The sequence below is a fragment of the Streptomyces sp. NPDC052036 genome (assembly GCF_040680495.1).
GTDB lineage: Bacteria > Actinomycetota > Actinomycetes > Streptomycetales > Streptomycetaceae > Streptomyces.
Genome location: NZ_JBFAWW010000012.1, coordinates 128,245 through 146,233, shown reverse-complemented (window position 1 = coordinate 146,233; position 17,989 = coordinate 128,245). Strand labels below are relative to the sequence as shown.

Below are 17,989 nucleotides of genomic sequence, written 5' to 3'. Positions count from 1 at the left end.
GGCCGCAGCCGCAGCCGTCGCCCTGTGTGATCGCTGGAAAGGGTCAACTGGTGGAATTGCCAAGGGCGTCGAGGGTCGCCCGGACGGCCGAACACGCTCGGTCAACACTGACCGTGATCTTGTCGGACCGACGTCACCGCCTGGCGTGTCAACTTCCAGCCATCGCCGTGTCGTTCGACGAATCCAAGTGATCGGAGTTCGTACAGTCTCCCGACCGCGTCGTCCTGGGTGGTCTGCGCGCCGCGTGCGACCTCGTCCGCCGACGCCGGACCGGACCCGGGGAGCGCTGCGAGGACGCGCCGGGCGGCCGGTTCCAGGAGGTCGCGGGGGAGCACCGGGCCGCGCCGGGTCGGCGCCAGCTGCCCGATGTCGCCTACGAGTTCGACGATGTCGGCGGCGTCCGTGACCAGCACCGCCTCGCCGCGCAGCAGTTCGTGGACTCCCGCGGACAGTGCGCTGGTGGCCGGTCCCGGCACCCCCATGGTGAAGCGGCCCAGCCGCTGCGCCGCGCGTGCCGTGACCAGCGAGCCGCTGCGGTGGGCGGCCTCGACGACCACGGTGCCGCGTGTGAGCGCCGCGATGACCCGGTTGCGCACGAGGAATCTGCTGGGTGTGGGATGCTCTCCGGGCGGCAGTTCCCCGATGACGAGGCCTTGCTCGGCGATCCTGGTGATGAGGCCGGCGTGGCCGCGCGGATAGGGCTGGTCGACTCCGCAGGCGAGTACGGCGACGGTGGCGCCCGCGGCTGCGAGCGCTCCGCGGTGTGCTGCGCCGTCGATGCCGTAGGCGCCGCCCGACACCACGACCCAGCCGCGCTCCGCGAGGCCTGCGGAGAGGGTGGCTGCCATATGGGCGCCGTATTCGGTGCAGGCGCGGGCGCCGACGATCGCGACGGATCGCAGGGCCCACAGCCGCAGGCCGGGCTGTCCGCGTACCCACAGCCCGATGGGCCGGGCGTCGCCGAGATCGTCGAGCTGTGCCGGCCATTCGGCGCCGCCGGGGTACAGGAACCGCACCCCGGCCGCACGGGCGGCGGCCCGGTCGCGCTCCGGTTCGGCTCGTGCGGCCCGCGCGAGCAGCCCGGCCCAGCGTTTGTCCGACACCCCTGGCAGCCGTGCCCCTGCGCCTCGGAGCCGCCGGGCCACCTCCTCGACGCCGTACTCCCGCAACCAGCGTCCGGCGGTCTCGTCCCCGGGTTCGACGACCCGGGTGAGGAAGATCCGGGTGAGGTGTTCGGGGTCCGGGGGGCCGTCTGTGCTCATGCGGGTGTCCCGATGGTCAGGGGCACGCCTCGCGGCACCCCGGTGCGCAGTTGCAGCGCCAGTGCGACGTCCGTGGCGTCGGGCCGGGCGTGGCCCGCTAGGTCCGCGACGGTCCAGGCGACGCGCAGCACGCGGTCCAGTCCCCGGGCCGTCAGCACGCCGCGTTCCAGGCTGCGCTCGGGCTCGTCCATGGCGCCGCCGGCGGGCTGCCAGCGGTTGCGCAGTTCTCGGCCCGGTACTTCGCTGTTGGTCCGCCAGGGGGTGCCCGCCAGTCGTGCCGCCGCCCTCTCCCGGGCCTCGCGCACCCGGCCGGCGACTGTCGCGGTGGATGCGCCGCCGGCACCGCGGCCGGTGAGTTCGGTGCGGGTGACGGGGTCCACCTCGACGCGGAGGTCGACCCGGTCCAGGAGCGGACCGGAGAGCCGGGCCTGGTAGCGGCGGATCGCGGAGGGTGGGCACTCGCACTGGGTGTCGCGCAAGGAGAAGCGGCCACAGGGGCAGGGGTTGGCCGCGAGGACCATCAGGAACTTCGCCGGGAAGCGCACGACTCCCGCGCTGCGTGCGATGACGACGTGTCCGGCCTCCAGCGGTTGGCGGAGCGCGTCGAGGGCGTGGCCGCTGAACTCGGGTGTCTCGTCGAGGAAGAGGATGCCTCGGTGGGAGAGCGAGACGGCGCCGGGGCGGGCGATGCCGGGGCCGCCGCCGACGAGTGCCTGCATGGTGGCGGAGTGGTGCGGGGCGCAGTAGGGGGCGGTGTCGATGAGGGGTTTGCCCATGGGGAGCAGTCCGGCCACCGAGTGCACCGCCGTGACTTCCAGTGATTCCTGTCGGGTGAGTTTCGGCAGGACGGCGGGCAGCCGCTCGGCCAGCATGGTCTTCCCTGCGCCGGGTGGTCCTTCGAGAAAGAGGTGGTGTCCGCCTGCCGCGGCGACCTCCACGGCGGTGCGGGCCGCGAGTTGGCCCACGACGTCGGCGAGGTCGTGGTCCTGGTCGTGCTGTGCGGCGCCGATGCTGTGCATGCCGGTGGCGGCGCCGGTGCCCGGTACGCGCAGACCGGCGAGGAGTGGGTCGGGGCGGCCCTGTTCGTCCGGCTCCTCCTCGGGTACGGGTTCGTCGGCGAGGAGGGCGATCAGCTGGCGCAGGGTGCGGACGCCGAGCACGGACACGCCGGGGACGAGGGAGGCCTCGGCGGCCGCGCACTCGGGGACCACCACCTGTTCGTATCCGGCGTCCGCGGCGGCCAGTACGGCGGGCAGGATGCCTCGCACGGGGCGGATGCGTCCGTCCAGGCCCAGTTCGCCGATCATCACGATGTCGGCGAGCACGCGTGGGTCGATGCGTTCCGCGGCGCCGAGCACGGCGCAGGCGACGGCGAGGTCGAATCCGCTGCCGGCTTTCGGCACCGATGCCGGGCTGAGCCCGACGGTGAGTTTCTTGGACGGCCAGGTCGCGCCGGAGTTCACCACGGCCGCCCGGACCCGGTCCCGGCTCTCTGTGAGGCTCTTGTCGGGGAGGCCTACGAGGGTGAAGGCCGCGACGCCGGGTTCGAGGTCGGCCTGTACCTCGACGACGACGCCCTCGACGCCGACCAGCGCCACGGAGCAGGTACGCGCGAAGCCCATCACGCCACCCCCTGTGCGTGCTCGACCACGGGGGCGCCGCGGTCGGGCAGGAGGACGCCGACGACGTCGACGCGGACCCCGCCGGGTGGTGCGCCGCCGTGGCCCTGGATCCAGCGTTCGGCGAGGCCGCGCAGGCGGTCCGCTTTCGCCGGGGTGACGGCTGCCATGGGGTGTTCGAAGGAGCCGCCGCGGCGGGTCTTCACCTCGCAGACCACCAGCACGTCGCCGTCCCTGGCGACGATGTCGATCTCACCGGTGCGGCCACAGCGCCAGTTGCGCTCCAGGACCGTCATGCCGGCCGCGGACAGTCGTCGGGCGGCCAGTTCTTCTCCGTACCTGCCCAGGGCACTGCGTGCCTGTTGTGTGTTCATGTCGGCACCACCTCCGGCGCCAACCGTCACGCATCAGGCTTTTCACTGTGGATCTTGGTGGACAGACCGGCGGTTGTGGACAACTCCGTCACCCGGGCGGGTGAGGAGGTGCTGTCGCTCACCCGCCGGGCAGTTCCAGGTCGGTCTTGTTCAGCTCCTCGATGTTCACATCCTTGAACGTGAGGACGCGTACCTGCTTCACGAAGCGTGCGGGCCGGTACATGTCCCAGACCCAGGCGTCGGCCATGGACACCTCGAAAAACACCTCGCCCTGAACTGAGTGCACCTGCATCTCGTAGTCGTTGGTGAGGTAGAAGCGCCGCTCGGTCTCGATCACGTATTTGAACAGACCGACGACATCGCGGTACTCCCGGTAGAGCTTCAGCTCCATCTCGGTCTCGTACTTCTCGAGGTCCTCGGCGCTCATGGCATGTTCCCCTTCAGCCGTGCGGTCCCACCATTGTGCGCCAGTCCCGTGAGCCCCTAGACGATTTCGGTGTCGAGGACTTCGGGACCGGCCGGGGGACCTTCGTCGAGCAGCCTGCGGAGCAGCTCGGCGAGTCTCGTCGGATACACCGTCTCATGCGACTCGGCCAGTTCCCGGCACGTCCACCACCGTGCTCCGGCGACGCTGCGCTTTTCCAGTTCGGTCAGGGCCTGCGCGGCCGTGACGGTCTGGGTCGTACGGGCCAGGTAGTACCACTCGTCCTGGTTCCAGCGGCGGCCCGCGAACGGGAAGGAGCACCTGCGCTGCCAGAGCACCGGGCCGAGCTCGACGTCCGTGATGCCGGTCTCCTCGGCCAGCTCGCGCAACGCCGCCTGCTCACGGCTCTCGTCGCCCTCCACGCCGCCTCCGGGCGTGAACCACCAGTCGTCGGCCGGATCGTCCGGCTCATGTCCGTGGAGCAGCAGGATGCGGTCCGTGGGGTCGAGGAGCACCACCCGGGCCACCTTCCGCGACCGGGCCTCGTCCCACTCCCCCGCCCCGCCCGCGTCGGCGTGCGGCGCGTTCCGCTCGTCCGGGGAGGGGAGGGAGGGCGGCGCCTCAGCGGGCACCGGCCGGCTCCGTCCGCAGGGCGTTGCTCCGCCTGCGGGCCGCGCGCTGGGCGATCGGCCCGTAGGCCCCGCCCGCCATGACCAGGACCGCGCCCGCCACGATCGCGCCGAGGATCAGCCGCAGGGGTCCCGGCGAGGAGATCGGGCCGAGTTCCTCGAAGCCTGTCGGGCGGGCGAGCATGCCGTTCATGGGCCATGCCACGGCGTCCACCCGGGCGTCCACGGAGCCACGCGGCACCGTGCCGCTGAAGGCCTCCGTCAGGTGGGCCGTGGAGTCCAGTGAGCCCTGGCGTTCGTCGCCGAGGAGGAACAGCCGGTTCTTCGGGACGGTGATCGTGGGGATCTGCTTGAGCTCGGCGGCCTGCCCCTTGGCGAGGTACGTCTCGTGGATCTGCTTGCCGTCGACGGTGAGCTTGCCGTCGGTGCAGCAGGCGACGGTGTCGCCGCCGACCGCCACGACCCGCTTGACGATGGGCATGTTGCCCCAGCTCTTCTGCCGGAAGACGACGACGTCGCCGCGTTTGATGTCCGCGGCGTCCACGCGCTGGGCGAGGACCCGGTCACCGGCGGCGATGGTGGGCGACATGGAGTCGGTGGGCACGGTGTAGGGCTTGTAGACGAAGGCGCCCCAGGCGAACCCGCCGACGAAGAGCACACAGCCGAGGGCCACGGCCAGTCCCGACAGCGTGCTGCCGAGCCGTCCGCGGCCCTCTTCCATACGACCAGTCCCGCTCATCCCAGTGCTCCCCGGTTCGGAGATTCGACCCTCGCAGCCGCCCGGGGCCGCGGAAGATCGGCGATCTGGGACGGCACCCTACCCGGCGGTACCGCTGCCGGGAACCCGAGGGTTTCCTGCGGTAAGCCGCACGGTGATGCGGCGTCGGCGCCACAGGACCAGCGGGAGCGCGCCCGTCAGGCCGAGGGCGGCCGGAGCCGTCACGCCGAGCCCCTGCTCGAAGGTGTCCGGGACCGGCAGCGTGTTCCAGCGGGTGGGCGGCCAGGCGACCACGATCGCGCGGCCCACGACGCTCCCCACCGGCACGAAGCCCTGGTACCTGTCCTGCTGGTGGTAGCGGGAGTCCAGCGAGTTCTGGCGGTGGTCGCCCATGACCCAGATTTTGCCCGGGGGAACCGTGACCTTGAACTGGCCGCCCTGGTCGTCGACGCTGCAGGGGGTGTTGCCCGGGTACACATAGGGCTCGTTGAGCGCCTTGCCGTTGACCAGCAGGGGGCCGGTGTTCCGGCACTCGATCGTGTCGCCCGCGACACCGATCACCCGCTTGATGAGGTCCTTCTCCTCCGCGGAGGGCATCAGACCGATCCAGCTCAGGGCCGTCTGCAGGGCGTTCGGGCTGGCGGTGGGCTCACCGGCCAGCCAGTTGTCCGGGTCGTGGAAGACGACGACCTCGCCGCGCGAGGGCTCGGAGCCGAACCACGGGGTCAGCTTGTCCACGAGGACGCGGTCGCCCTGCTGGAGGGTGTTCTGCATCGAGTCCGACGGAATCGAGAACGCCTGCACCAGGAACGTCTTGATCAGCAGCGCGAGGACCAGCGCGATACCGATGAGGAGCGGGAGTTCCTTCCAGAAGGAGCGCTGCTTCGGCGCGCGGGGGGTCTGCCCGTCGCTGCCGTGTGCGCCGCCACTGCCGCCGCTCGAGGGGTCACTGCCGGAGCCGGGGAGGTCGTCCGCGGCCGGGGCGGCCGAGTCGTCGGAGCGCCGCGGCCTCTCTTCTGGACCTTCGTGTCCGGACCGTGCGCCGACCGCCAAATCCCCCACATCCACTCCTCACTCCGTACCGCCGCCGACGCCTCAGTCGGCGCAGGCCCACCACTCCCATAACGAGCGGGAGTTCCGCAGGGCTCGGGAGGGGGATCAATCCGTATCGATCCGCGGAGGCCACCCTATGCGACGGACCGAGCGCGGTGGCCGACCCGCTCGGCACGGACGCGTAAGTGTCTGGCTCTCTCAGACGCGTCCAGTGCCCGACGGGCCAGGCGATGACCATGGCACGGCCGACGACGGACTTCTCGGAAACGGTACCGCTGTACGCCTCTGTCCGGTGATAGCGCGAGTCGGCCGAGTTGGCCCGGTGATCTCCCATGACCCACAGCCGACCCGGGGGCACGGTCACCTGGAAGGAGAAGTCCGAAGGTTTGTTTCCCGGGTGAATGTACGGCTCGTTCAGGGGCATCCCGTTGACCGTGACGCGTCCCTGGGTGTCGCAGCACTTGACGGTGTCCCCGCCGACCGCGACGACCCGCTTGATGAGGTCCTTGTCGTTGTCGGAGGGCAGCAGACCGATCCAGGTGAGCCCCTCCTTGACCTGCTTGACGACGACCGGGTCGTGCTTCTTGGTCGTCTTCTCGCCCGCGAGCCAGTCGCCGGGGTCCTGGAAGACGACGACGTCGCCGCGCTGCGGCTTGGAGCCGAACCACGGGGTGAACTTGTCCACGAGGACGCGGTCGCCGACCTGGATCGTGTTCTCCATGGAGCCCGACGGGATCACGAAGGCCTGCACCAGGAAGGTCTTCAGGACCAGGGCTATGAGGACGGCGACGCCGACGAGGAGGGGTATCTCCTTGACCGCGGAACGCCTCCGCTTGCGTTTGACCTTGCGCTGCAGCTTGCGCCGTTCGGCGCGGCTGCGCCCGGAGGGGCCGGCGACGGCGGTGCGCCGTGCGCCGGTGGGCAGGAGATTCTGCGCGACGGTGTCGGACGGCAGGCCGCGCGGTTTGCCGCGGTTACCCATGGGCGCCGTCCGCCATCCCGGGCGCGCTCGCCGCCGCGACCGGCACGCGCGCGTAGGCGCCGGGGCGGGACAGGCGCCGGAGGTCCACGGAGGGCCGGATCACCCAGTCGGCCCTGCCGATCACGGCCCCGAGCGGGATCATGCCGCCGCCCGGCGAGCCCAGGTGGTCGCGGGAGTCGCTGGAGTCGCTGCGGTGGTCGCCGAGCACGAAGAGCGTGCCGGCGGGCACGACGACGTCGAAGGGGACGTCGGACGGGCTGTTCCTCGGGTACAGAAACGACGACTCGTCGACCGAACGGCCGTTCACCTCGAGCCTCCCCTCCCTGTCGCAGCAGACCACATGGTCTCCCCCCACACCGACTACCCGTTTTACGTAGTCGGCGCTCCCGAAGTACCCGGTGCCGTCGAACACGACGACGTCTCCCCGCTCTGGTTTCGATCCGAAACGGTACGCCAACTTATTTACGAGCACGCGGTCCCCAACCCTCAATCCGGGTTCCATGGAACCGCTCGGGATGTCAAAGGGCTGTATGCCCCAGGTGCCGAGACCGAGCAGGAAGACCAGACAGACCAGGACGGTCAGGGTGATCCGTCCTCCGGGCAGCCGGTCGGCGATGCGGGACACCAACGCGAAGCGCGACCGTTCCTCCGCGCCCGGGGCGTCCGAGGTCTCCTCGGAGTCGGCTGGGCGGGAGGAGCGGTCGCGCTCCGTGTGCTGTGCTTCGGTGTCCATCGGGGCCAGATGCTATCCGGCCCCGCTGTGGACCCCGGGAGGCGCTCAGTTCTCGCGCTTCTCCTTGATCTTCGCCGCCTTGCCGCGCAGCTCGCGCAGGTAGTACAGCTTGGCGCGGCGCACGTCACCCTTGGTGACGAGCTCGATCTTCTCGACGATCGGGGTGTGCACCGGGAAGGTGCGCTCGACGCCGACGGAGAAGGAGACCTTGCGGACCGTGAAGGTCTCGCGCACGCCGGAGCCCTGGCGGCGGATCACGACGCCCTTGAACTGCTGCACACGGGAGCGGTTGCCCTCGATGACGCGGACGTGGACGTTCACGGTGTCACCGGGGCGGAAGGCCGGAAGGTCGCTGCGCAGCGACGCGGAGTCGACGGAGTCGAGCAGGTGAGACATTTCGTCTGCTTTCTTCGCCCATGCCACAGGTCATGAACGGTACGTAGTTTTTGGGTAAGAGAGTCGCCGACCGGGTCGGGGCGGGCGTCGTGTCCCCCTGTGGCAGGGGCGCGCGCCGGACCTCGGACAACAGCGGCCTATTCTTCCACGCCCTCGGTCCTGCGCCAAAATCGGCCGTGCGGCGCGCCCTCCGGGTCCGGTGCCCAGCCCAGGATGGAGAGCATCTCGCGGTCCTTCTTGTCGAAGGCGGCGGGCTCGCAGTGCTCGATCAGATCGGGCCGATTGGCCGTGGTGCGTCGGAGGGCCTCGTCCCGGCGCCAGCGGGCGATCCTGCCGTGGTGGCCGCTGAGCAGCACCTCCGGGATCTCGCGTCCACGCCAGGCCGGCGGCTTGGTGTAGACGGGGCCTTCCAGGAGGTTGGCCATCGCGCCGGGCGCGAAGGAGTCGTCGCGGTGGGACTCGGCGTTCCCGAGGACCCCGGGCAGCAGCCGGGCCACCGCTTCCGTGATGACGAGGACGGCCGCCTCGCCGCCGGCGAGGACGTAGTCGCCGATGGACACCTCGTACACGGGTGTCCGGGTGGCGTACTCGTCGATGACGCGGCGGTCGATGCCCTCGTAGCGGGCGGGGGTGAAGATCAGCCAGGGGCGTTCGGACAGTTCGACGGCGAGCTTCTGGGTGAAGGGGCGGCCGCTGGGGGTCGGGACGATCAGTGCCGGGGCGCCGGAGCCGGACTCGTAGCCGTCGACGAGGACGGAGTCCAGTGCGTCGCCCCAGGGTTCGGTCTTCATGACCATGCCGGGGCCGCCGCCGTAGGGGGTGTCGTCGACGGTGTTGTGCCGGTCGTACGTCCAGGACCGCAGGTCGTGCAGATGCACGTCGAGCTGTCCACGCGCGCGTGCCTTGCCGACGAGGGAGACGTTCAGCGGCTCCAGGTACTCGGGGAAGATGGTGACGACGTCGAGTCGCATCATGCCTCGTCTCGCGAGGACGCGATCTCGGCCCTGTCGTCGATCAGCCCCGGCGGCGGGTCGATGACCGCCCGCTGCTCCTGGAGGTCGATCTCGGTGACGATGTCCTCGACGAACGGGATCATCACCTCGGTGCCGTCGGCGCGCTCCACGACGAACAGGTCCTGCGAGGGCAGGTGCGCGATCTCGGTGATGCGGCCCACCTCGACGCCGTCCTTGGTGACGACGTCGAGGTCGATCAGCTGGTGGTCGTAGTACTCGTCCTCGTCCTCGGGGACCTCGTCGGGGTCGACCTCGGCGATCAGGAGGGTGTTGCGGAGGGCCTCGGCGGCGGTGCGGTCGCTCACGCCTTCGAACCGCAGGAGCAGCTTGCCGCTGTGCACCCGGCCGGTTGCGATGGTGAGCGGCCCCGTTGAGGCGGGATCGGTGGCGAGCACGGCGCCGGGTGCGAGCCGCAGTTCCGGCTCGTCGGTACGTACCTCCACGGTGACCTCGCCCTTGATGCCGTGGGCGCGGCCGATCCGTGCGACTACCAGCTGCACTTGTGAAGATCTCCTGTCATGACGACCACGGGCCGGGGACGGCCCATGGCCCTCCCCGGCCCGTGCCGGTGCTGTGTTGCGTTCAGCGGACTTGGTCCACGTCGACGAGGTCGACGCGGACACCACGGCCGCCGATGGCGCCCACGACGGTGCGGAGGGCGCGTGCGGTGCGGCCGTTGCGGCCGATCACCTTGCCGAGGTCGTCCGGGTGGACCCGGACCTCGAGCACTCGCCCGCGACGCAGGGTGCGCGAGGCAACCTGCACATCGTCAGGGTTGTCGACGATGCCCTTCACGAGGTGCTCGAGAGCCTCCTCGAGCATGCTCAGGCCTCGGTCGACTCGGCCGAAGCGGACTCGGCCGCGGCCTCGTCCTTCTTCTCAGCCTTCTTCTTCTGGGTGATCGCCTCACCCTTGCCCTCGTCCTCGCCGCTGAGCGCCTCGAACGACGGACGGGCGGCCTTGGGCTGGGCCACCAGCAGCGGCGCCGGGGCGGGCTCGCCCTTGAACTTCTGCCAGTCGCCGGTCTTCTTCAGGATGGCGAGCACGGGCTCGGTCGGCTGGGCGCCGACACCGAGCCAGTACGCCACGCGCTCGGCGTCGACCTCGATGACCGACGGGTTGTACGTCGGGTGGTACTTGCCGATCTCTTCGATGGCCCGGCCGTCACGGCGGGTACGGGAGTCGGCGACGACGATGCGGTAGTGAGGCGAACGGATCTTGCCCAGACGCTTCAGCTTGATCTTGACTGCCACGGGAGTGGGTTCTCCTGGATTTGACGTGGTTGGGCACTACGAGATGCCGCGTGGGGTTGCGGTACCCGAGTGGCCCGATGGACGCGTCAGCCGGAGGAGAGAGGGGTCCTATGCGACTGTCGAGTACAGCTAGCCATTGTGCCACACCTCGCGGGTCGTCCTGAGCCGAGGGGCCGGGGCCTTGCGTCCGGGCATGCCGAAGGGGCACCCGGCGCCGGGGTCCCCCGGGCGTGGATCACGCCGCCCGGCGCTCAATCGGGTGCCGTCGTCAACCGCGGACGGAGCCGAGCACGGCTGCCACGAGCAGCCGTCCGATCAGCTCGCCGCCGCCCCCACCGGTTCGGGGATGCGGAACGGCTTGCCGCAGCCGCCGCACATGATCGGGGCCTGGGCCAGCACCGACGGCACGACGCGGACATTGCGGCCGCAGTCGCAGACCGCCTTGACCCGGACACCCCCTCCGGAGGATCCGTGCCGTGCGGCCGGGCCCCGGAAGGTGCGGGCGGTGTCCGCGGCTGTCGCCGCCGAGTGGGCCTTCAGCGCGCGCTGGAGCCGCTCCATGGTCGGGCGGTAGCGCCGCTTCGCCTCGGGGCTGAGCGTCACCAGCGAGAAGCCGCTGCTCGGGTGCGGCTCCTCGGGGTGGTCGAGGCCCAGCTCCTCGGCGATCGCGAGGAATCTGCGGTTGTGGTAGCGGCCGGCCCGGGAGGTGTCGCGTACTCCGCGGGCGGCAGCGATGCCGTGGACTGCTTCATGAAGCAGTCGCTCGAATGAGAGTTCGTGTCCGCAGGCGGACGACGACTCTCCGATCAGGGACTCCGGCGCGGCTAGATCCGGCAGTTCAGGGTGGTGCCGTTGAATGTCGGCCCACGCCTGTGCCAGCTCTGCGGCGAGAACAGGTGGTGTCGTGCTCACGTAATGAGAACGAGCCTCAGGGCTCCCGTGTTCCTATTCCGGGGCATCCCAAATAATTTGCACGTACCCGTCAGTTGCGACTGATGCGTCCTGACGAGGGCGGGTGCGCTGATCTGCCCAGAAGTCTCACAGCTCCTACCAAGCCGGTGCGTAGTAACGCGTACGACCCGGCGCGTAGACGAACTCCGCGCGCCGGGGCGCCTGGGCCCTGCAGATGCGCAAGAGGCGTTTCGGTCGCTCTCCCCGTACCTCAATAAGCGCGCGCGACGACCGCGACGTTACTCGGTGCGTCGTCGGCCTCGGGCACCGACCCGTCCTCGGCGACCAGACACCGTACGGTCACCGCGTGCTCGGCGAGCTTCGTCTCGCCCTCCTCGCCGAGCACCGCCCACGGGATGCGCGCCCAGCCCCCGGCGCTCGCCGCCTCGACGGCCTCCCCGAGGGTCGAGACGTCCGCCGTCCGGGACTCGCGGCGCTCACGGGACTGTGCCAGCAGCAGGGCCTGATCCTCGTCGAGGATCCCGGGGAGGACGCTCGCGAGCCGGTCGAGCGCCACCGGCGCCTTGCCCCCGGGAATGCGGCGGACCAGCATCGCGGTGCCGTTCTCCAGGTCCCGGGGGCCGATCTCGATCCGCACCGGCACGCCCTTGAGTTCCCAGTCGACGGCGCGACGACCGAAGGGGGTGTCGGTGCGGTCGTCCACCTGGACGCGCAGACCGGCCGCCCTGAGCCGGTCGCCGACCTCACGGACCCTGGTCAGAACCGAATCGTCGCCCTTGATCGCGAGCACGACGACCTGGATGTGCGCGAGGCGCGGCGGGACGCGGAGTCCGTGGTCGTCGCCGTGCGCCATCACCAGGGCGCCGATCATGCGGGTCGTCGAGCCCCAGGAGGTCTGCCAGACCAGCTCCTGCCGGCCTTCCCGCGACAGGTATCGGGTGCTGAAGGCCCGGGCGAAGTTCTGGCCGAGTTCATGGCTGGTGGCCATCTGCAGGGCCTTGCCGTCGCCCATCATGGCTTCGAGGGTGAGGGTGTTGACGGCGCCCGCGAAGCGCTCCTTGACCGTCTTGCGGCCGGGGACGACGTCGATCGCGAGGACGGTGCGCAGGAAGTCCTCGTAGACCCGCCGGTGGATGTGGGCGGCGAAGTCGCGCGCCTCCTCGTACGTGGCGTGCGCGGTGTGTCCCTCCTGCCACAGGAACTCGGAGGTGCGCAGGAACAGCCGCGGCCTCAGCTCCCAACGCACCACGTTGGCCCACTGGTTGATGAGCAGCGGCAGGTCGCGGTAGCTCTGGATCCACTTGGCGAAGTAGTCGTTGACGATGGTCTCGGAGGTGGGACGGACGACCGCGGGCTCCTCCAGCCGCCGGCCGCCGCCGTGCGTGACCACGGCGAGTTCCGGCGCGAAGCCCTCGACGTGGTCGGCCTCCCTGGTGAGGTACGACTCCGGGATCAGCAGCGGGAAGTACGCGTTCTGGGTGCCCGTCTCCTTGATCCGGGCGTCCATCTCCGCCTGCATCCGCTCCCACAGTCCGTACCCGTACGGTCGGATGACCATGGTGCCGCGCACCGGCCCGTTGTCGGCCAGTTCGGCCTTGCTGATCAGGTCCTGGTACCAGCGCGGGAAGTCGTCCGCCCGGGGCGTGAGAACGGGTGTTTTCGCCATGGCGCGATGGTAGGGGGACACCCTGCGGCACCGGGAACGATTTGTTACGGGGGGTGCCCGGGGGCGCACGGACGGCTCACAAGGAGTGCGCCACACCCCCTGGACGCCACGACGGGCGCGGAGTTACCTGGCATACGGAGGGGAACGGGGGAAGTGCGCAACGTCACGGGGGCCGAGGAACCGAACAGAGTGACAACCGACGGCGATTGGGGCGCTTTCGATGACACCTACGCTCGCGGGGCAGCACCTCCCCCACGCGGGGGCGGCTCCCCGCGTGGACCGGCGTGCACGCGCGCGTGACTGGGCCGAGATACAGGAGCGCATGCTCGTCCCGCTCTACGAGGCCGTCTACGACCGGCTCGAAGTGGGCCGCGGAACACGGCTGCTCGCGCTCGGATGCGGCAGCGGCCTCGCTCTGCTGCTGGCCGCCTCCCGGGGCGCCGAGGTCACCGGTGTCGACTCCGGTGCTGACGAACGGCCGGCGCTCGCGCGCGAGCGGCTGCGCCCGCCGGGGCGGGGTCCACGCGCGCGTGCCGCAGCCCGGATCGTCGAGGGCTCGCCACGGGACGCGGCACCCGTACCCGGAGCGCCGGCGTACACCCTGCTGACCGCGTTCGGGCCGGCCGGACACACGGCCGACGGCGACGCGCAGAGCCTCGGGGAGCAGCTCGCGGCGGCGACACCGCTCGTCCGGCGCGGGGCGCCCGTAGTGCTCGCCGGCTGGGGCCCGCCGGAGCGGTGCAGCACCGCGTCGGTACTGCGCGTCGCGGTCAAACTCGCCGATTCCGGGGCGGAGGCGGACCGTCCGCGCCCCGCCGGGCGTGACGACCTGGAGGAGAGCGCGTGGCGTGCGGGCCTGCGGCCGGACGGATCGGGGCGGGTCGCCTGTCCGTTCGGGTACGCGGACGTGGACAGCGCGGTCCGGGGGATGCTGTCGACGGGCTTCTTCGACGCGGCGGTCGAGGCGACGGACCCGGAGCAGGTCGACAAGGAGCTGGCGGAGGCCCTCCACCCGTACCGGCGGGCGGACGGGACGGTGTGGATGCCGAATGTGTTCCGCTATCTGATCGCACGCATCCCTTAGCGCCGCGACCGGGTCGGGCCCGCTCGGAGGTCCGGGGCCCGGCGTCCGGGATCGCTCAGTCGTCCTTGCGCACCCGCAGCACCCCGGCGATCCGGTACGCCTCCGCCTCCTCCAGCGTCTCGTTGATCAGCAGCGCCTCCGCCAGCGCGTCCAACTGGCTCCTGTGGTCCTGGAGTTTGCGGCACGCCTCCTCGTAGCACTCGTCCACGATGCGCCGCATCTCGATCTCGATCACGTCCAGGGTCTGCGGCGCGGCCGCCAGGCCGTACGCCTGCTGCGCGTCGCTCGGCAGCGCCGACAGCCGGCCCACCCGCTCGCTCATGCCCCAGCGGGCGACCATGCCGCGGGCGATGTTGGTGACCTGTTCGAGGTCGCTCTCGGAACCCGTGGTGATGACCTCGTAGACCACCCGCTCCGCCGCCATGCCTCCGAGGGCGCCGATGATGCGGCCGCGCAGATACTCCTCGGTGTACGCGTACTTGTCGGACTCGGGGGTCGACAGCGTGACCCCGAGCGCCCGGCCGCGCGGCACGATCGTGATCTTGCGTACCGGGTCGGCGCCCGGCTGCAGCATCCCGAGCAGGGCGTGACCGCTCTCGTGGTACGCGGTCCTGCGGCGCTCCTCCTCCGGCATGACCAGCGACCGTTCGGCGCCCAGCTGCACCTTCTCCAGCGCCTGGGAGAAGTCGGTCTGCGTCACCTGGTGCTGCTTCCGCTTGACCGCCAGCAGGGCCGCCTCGTTGGCGAGGTTGGCCAGCTCGGCACCGGTCATGCCCGGCGTCGTACGGGCCACCTGCGCCAGGTCCACGTCCGGGGCGAGCGGGATGTCCCGGGTGTGGATCCTGAGGATCGCCTCGCGCCCGGCACGGTCCGGCGGGGAGACATGGACCACGCGGTCGAAGCGGCCGGGCCGGGTCAGCGCCGGGTCCAGGATGTCGGCACGGTTCGTCGCCGCGATGACGATCACGCCCTCGGAGCCGGTGAAACCGTCCATCTCGGTGAGGATCTGGTTGAGGGTCTGCTCACGCTCGTCGTGGCCGCTCACCGAGGCGCCTGCGCCGCGCGCCCGCCCGATCGTGTCGATCTCGTCGATGAAGATGATCGACGGGGCCACCTTGCGGGCCTCGGCGAACAGCTCGCGCACCCGGGAGGCGCCGACGCCGACGATCATCTCGATGAACTCGGAGGCGGAGGCGGAGAAGAACGGCACGTCCGCCTCGCCCGCCACGGCCCGCGCCAGCAGCGTCTTGCCGGTGCCCGGCGGCCCCGTGAGCAGCACCCCGCGCGGCGCCTTCGCTCCCATCTTGCGATAGGCGTCGGGGTGCTCCAGGAAGTCGACGACGTCGTCCAGCTCGCCCTTGACCTCGTCGATGCCGGCGACGTCGGCGAACGTGGTGCGCCGGATGCCGGGCCGCAGCTCCACCGGTCTGGGCGGCGTCTTGCGGCCGAGCATGCCGCCCGGGCCGGTGAGGCCCCCGATCCGCCGGGCGAAGAAGACCCACACGACGACCAGGATCACCAGCGGCGCGAGCGAGAGCAGCAGGTTCGACAGGAGGCTGCGCTCCTGGACCACCGGCTGGGCGGTCACCGTCACCTGGTGTTTGTTCAGGTTCTGCCAGAGCTTGTCGTCCGCGAAGGCGGGGCGCTGGGTCTTGAACTTGGTGTACTTGCCGCCGCCGTGGGGCTTGGCCTGGGCGTGCTTGAGCTGGCCCTGGATGGCATCGCCCTTGGAGTAGATCGTCTTGACGTTGCCGTCGTCGATCTGCCGACTGAACTCCGTGTACGAGATGGTCGGCTCGTTGCCCCGGTTGTAGTAGGACACCGCGCCGTAGGCGATGAGGAAGACGATCACCGCGGCGACGACCAGGCCCCACCAGCCGCCGCGCGGCCTCCTGCCTCCGGGCCACTTGGCCGGCTCCTCCGGCGTGCCCTCGGTGCGCCACGGTTTCTCCGGGGTCTTGCGTGGTGGCGCGGCGTTGCTCATACATCGGACGGTACGGCACCCGGGGGACCCCGGCACGCGCTGAGGGCGCCCCCGGGGAGGGGGCGCCCTCAGGGTCGTGGCGCACGAACCGTAGCGCGGGTCGGCGAACCGTCTGGGCCGGTCAGCCCGGGTCAGCCCATGAACTTCTTGAACTCGTCCGGCAGCTCGAAGTCCTGACCGGCCTGCTGCGGCAGGCCCAGGGCGCCCTGGCCGTCGGCCGCGGCGGCGCGGCGCGCGGCCTCCTCCTGCTCCTGCTGCTTGCGCTTCATCGGGTTGCCGGAGCGCTGCTTGCCCTTGGCCTTCTTCGGCTGCTTCTTCGTGCGGCCGGGGCCGCCACCCATCCCCGGGATGCCCGGCATACCGGGCATGCCGCCGCCCTGGGCCATGCGGGACATCATCTTGCGGGCCTCGAAGAACCGCTCGACCAGATTCTTGACCGCGCTGACCTCGACGCCGGAACCCTTGGCGATACGGGCGCGACGCGAGCCGTTGATGATCGTCGGGTCCTGGCGCTCGCCCGGGGTCATGGACTTGATGATCGCGGCCGTGCGGTCCACGTCCCGCTCGTCGAGGTTGTTGATCTGGTCCTTGATCTGGCCCATGCCCGGGAGCATGCCGAGCAGCTTGGAGATCGACCCCATCTTCCTGACCTGTTCCATCTGGGACAGGAAGTCGTCCAGGGTGAAGTCCTGGCCCTTCTTGGACGCCAGCTTGGAGGCCATCTTCTCGGCCTCTTCCTGGCTGAACGTCTTCTCCGCCTGCTCGATCAGGGTGAGCAGGTCACCCAGGTCGAGGATGCGGGAGGCCATCCGGTCAGGGTGGAAGGCGTCGAAGTCGTCGAGCTTCTCGCCGTTCGACGCGAACATGATCGGCTTGCCGGTGACCGAGGCGATCGACAGGGCCGCACCACCGCGGGCGTCACCGTCGAGCTTGGAGAGGACCACACCGTCGAAGCCGACGCCGTCGCGGAACGCCTCCGCGGTGTTGACGGCGTCCTGACCGATCATCGCGTCGACGACGAACAGGATCTCGTCGGGCTGTACGACGTCACGGATGTCCGCCGCCTGCTGCATCATCTCCTGGTCGATGCCGAGGCGGCCGGCGGTGTCCACGATCACGATGTCGTGGACCTTGGTCTTCGCGTAGTCGATCGAGTCCTTGGCGACCTTGACCGGGTCGCCGACGCCGTTGCCCGGCTCGGGCGCGTAGACGGCGACACCCGCGCGCTCGGCGACGACGCTGAGCTGGTTCACCGCGTTGGGGCGCTGGAGGTCGGCGGCGACCAGGAGCGGCGAGTGGCCCTGTTCCTTGAGCCATCGGCCGAGCTTGCCCGCGAGGGTGGTCTTACCGGCACCCTGCAGACCCGCGAGCATGATCACGGTCGGCGGCTGCTTGGCGAAGCGGAGGCGGCGGGTCTCGCCGCCGAGGATCGTGACCAGCTCATCGTTGACGATCTTGAGGACCTGCTGGGCCGGGTTCAGGGCCTTGGAGACCTCGGCGCCGAGGGCGCGCTCCTTGACGTTCTTGATGAAGGTCCGGACCACCGGCAGGGCCACGTCGGCTTCGAGAAGCGCGATACGGATCTCGCGCGCGGTGGCGTCGATATCCGCCTCGCTCAGCCTGCCTTTTCCGCGGAGGCTCTTGAAAGTCGCGCTAAGGCGGTCGGAGAGGGTATCGAACACGGTGGCGTCGGTCCTCGGGGTCGGGGGCGTTTGGACTGCCCTCCAGGGTATCCGGCCGCGCGGGCAATGCGTCCCCGCCCAACGGACAGCGGTCGGGGACACCTTCCATGGCGATGCTCCTGGTCACCCCTTGGCCATATCATGGGGCATGTCTGTGGGCTTGTCCCAGGGCATGTCCACGGGCATGTCCTTCCGCACGCCCATG

The 17,989-nt window shown here is 70.6% G+C and carries 19 protein-coding genes; 1 reads left to right on the top strand and 18 read right to left on the bottom strand.

What is annotated here, in order from left to right:
• Window positions 1-101 precede the first annotated feature (101 nt).
• The 16 genes from dprA to proS form a co-directional block, all read right to left on the bottom strand.
• Window positions 102-1,262, bottom strand: coding sequence for a DNA-processing protein DprA (gene dprA, locus AB0L95_RS18955; RefSeq protein ID WP_365162811.1), 1,161 nt, complete (start codon window positions 1,260-1,262; stop codon window positions 102-104).
• Complete coding sequence (locus tag AB0L95_RS18950; protein ID WP_365162810.1) at window positions 1,259-2,884, bottom strand: YifB family Mg chelatase-like AAA ATPase; 1,626 nt, start codon at window positions 2,882-2,884, stop codon at window positions 1,259-1,261. Before AB0L95_RS18950 ends, dprA begins: the two co-directional genes overlap by 4 nt.
• Window positions 2,884-3,285 (bottom strand): YraN family protein, encoded by a 402-nt coding sequence (locus AB0L95_RS18945; RefSeq protein WP_365162809.1) that lies wholly within the window; start codon window positions 3,283-3,285, stop codon window positions 2,884-2,886. The genes AB0L95_RS18950 and AB0L95_RS18945 overlap by 1 nt, the downstream gene beginning before the upstream one ends.
• Before the next feature lie 88 nt (window positions 3,286-3,373).
• A complete protein-coding gene (locus AB0L95_RS18940) occupies window positions 3,374-3,682 on the bottom strand; it encodes a DUF2469 domain-containing protein (protein ID WP_008745401.1) in 309 nt (102 codons plus the stop codon).
• 56 nt (window positions 3,683-3,738) lie between these two features.
• Window positions 3,739-4,206: an NUDIX hydrolase gene (locus AB0L95_RS18935; protein WP_365162867.1), complete on the bottom strand. Its 468-nt coding sequence runs from the start codon at window positions 4,204-4,206 to the stop codon at window positions 3,739-3,741.
• A gap of 94 nt (window positions 4,207-4,300) precedes the next feature.
• Entirely contained in the window at window positions 4,301-5,047 is a 747-nt protein-coding gene (gene lepB / locus AB0L95_RS18930; protein ID WP_365162808.1) for a signal peptidase I, read from the bottom strand.
• 78 nt (window positions 5,048-5,125) lie between these two features.
• A complete protein-coding gene (lepB, locus tag AB0L95_RS18925) occupies window positions 5,126-6,088 on the bottom strand; it encodes a signal peptidase I (protein WP_365162807.1) in 963 nt (320 codons plus the stop codon).
• The gene (gene lepB / locus AB0L95_RS18920; protein WP_365162806.1) at window positions 5,973-7,061 is read right to left on the bottom strand and encodes a signal peptidase I; all 1,089 of its coding nucleotides are present in this window, start codon (window positions 7,059-7,061) and stop codon (window positions 5,973-5,975) included. Before lepB (AB0L95_RS18920) ends, lepB (AB0L95_RS18925) begins: the two co-directional genes overlap by 116 nt.
• Complete coding sequence (gene lepB, locus AB0L95_RS18915) at window positions 7,054-7,794, bottom strand: signal peptidase I (RefSeq protein ID WP_365162805.1); 741 nt, start codon at window positions 7,792-7,794, stop codon at window positions 7,054-7,056. The genes lepB (AB0L95_RS18920) and lepB (AB0L95_RS18915) overlap by 8 nt, the downstream gene beginning before the upstream one ends.
• A gap of 45 nt (window positions 7,795-7,839) precedes the next feature.
• A complete protein-coding gene (gene rplS, locus AB0L95_RS18910) occupies window positions 7,840-8,190 on the bottom strand; it encodes a 50S ribosomal protein L19 (RefSeq protein WP_311694945.1) in 351 nt (116 codons plus the stop codon).
• Between the two features lie 137 nt (window positions 8,191-8,327).
• The gene (trmD, locus tag AB0L95_RS18905; protein WP_365162866.1) at window positions 8,328-9,161 is read right to left on the bottom strand and encodes a tRNA (guanosine(37)-N1)-methyltransferase TrmD; all 834 of its coding nucleotides are present in this window, start codon (window positions 9,159-9,161) and stop codon (window positions 8,328-8,330) included.
• The gene (gene rimM / locus AB0L95_RS18900; protein ID WP_365162804.1) at window positions 9,161-9,703 is read right to left on the bottom strand and encodes a ribosome maturation factor RimM; all 543 of its coding nucleotides are present in this window, start codon (window positions 9,701-9,703) and stop codon (window positions 9,161-9,163) included. Before rimM ends, trmD begins: the two co-directional genes overlap by 1 nt.
• Before the next feature lie 82 nt (window positions 9,704-9,785).
• Entirely contained in the window at window positions 9,786-10,025 is a 240-nt protein-coding gene (locus AB0L95_RS18895; RefSeq protein ID WP_327353152.1) for an RNA-binding protein, read from the bottom strand.
• 2 nt (window positions 10,026-10,027) lie between these two features.
• On the bottom strand, window positions 10,028-10,456 hold the full coding sequence (gene rpsP, locus AB0L95_RS18890) for a 30S ribosomal protein S16 (RefSeq protein ID WP_365162803.1): 429 nt from the start codon (window positions 10,454-10,456) through the stop codon (window positions 10,028-10,030).
• A gap of 315 nt (window positions 10,457-10,771) precedes the next feature.
• Window positions 10,772-11,368, bottom strand: coding sequence for a hypothetical protein (locus AB0L95_RS18885; protein WP_361659136.1), 597 nt, complete (start codon window positions 11,366-11,368; stop codon window positions 10,772-10,774).
• A gap of 250 nt (window positions 11,369-11,618) precedes the next feature.
• Window positions 11,619-13,034 (bottom strand): proline--tRNA ligase, encoded by a 1,416-nt coding sequence (gene proS, locus AB0L95_RS18880; protein ID WP_365162802.1) that lies wholly within the window; start codon window positions 13,032-13,034, stop codon window positions 11,619-11,621.
• Window positions 13,035-13,254: 220 nt separating this feature from the next.
• Here proS and AB0L95_RS18875 point away from each other — a divergent pair, with 220 nt between their 5' ends.
• On the top strand, window positions 13,255-14,118 hold the full coding sequence (locus tag AB0L95_RS18875; RefSeq protein WP_365162801.1) for an SAM-dependent methyltransferase: 864 nt from the start codon (window positions 13,255-13,257) through the stop codon (window positions 14,116-14,118).
• 55 nt (window positions 14,119-14,173) lie between these two features.
• On the opposite strand, the gene ftsH is transcribed toward AB0L95_RS18875, so the two are convergent.
• Both ftsH and ffh read right to left on the bottom strand, forming a co-directional pair.
• Window positions 14,174-16,102, bottom strand: coding sequence for an ATP-dependent zinc metalloprotease FtsH (ftsH, locus tag AB0L95_RS18870; RefSeq protein WP_365162800.1), 1,929 nt, complete (start codon window positions 16,100-16,102; stop codon window positions 14,174-14,176).
• A 131-nt stretch (window positions 16,103-16,233) separates the two neighbouring features.
• Entirely contained in the window at window positions 16,234-17,784 is a 1,551-nt protein-coding gene (gene ffh / locus AB0L95_RS18865) for a signal recognition particle protein (RefSeq protein WP_365162799.1), read from the bottom strand.
• Window positions 17,785-17,989 lie beyond the last annotated feature (205 nt).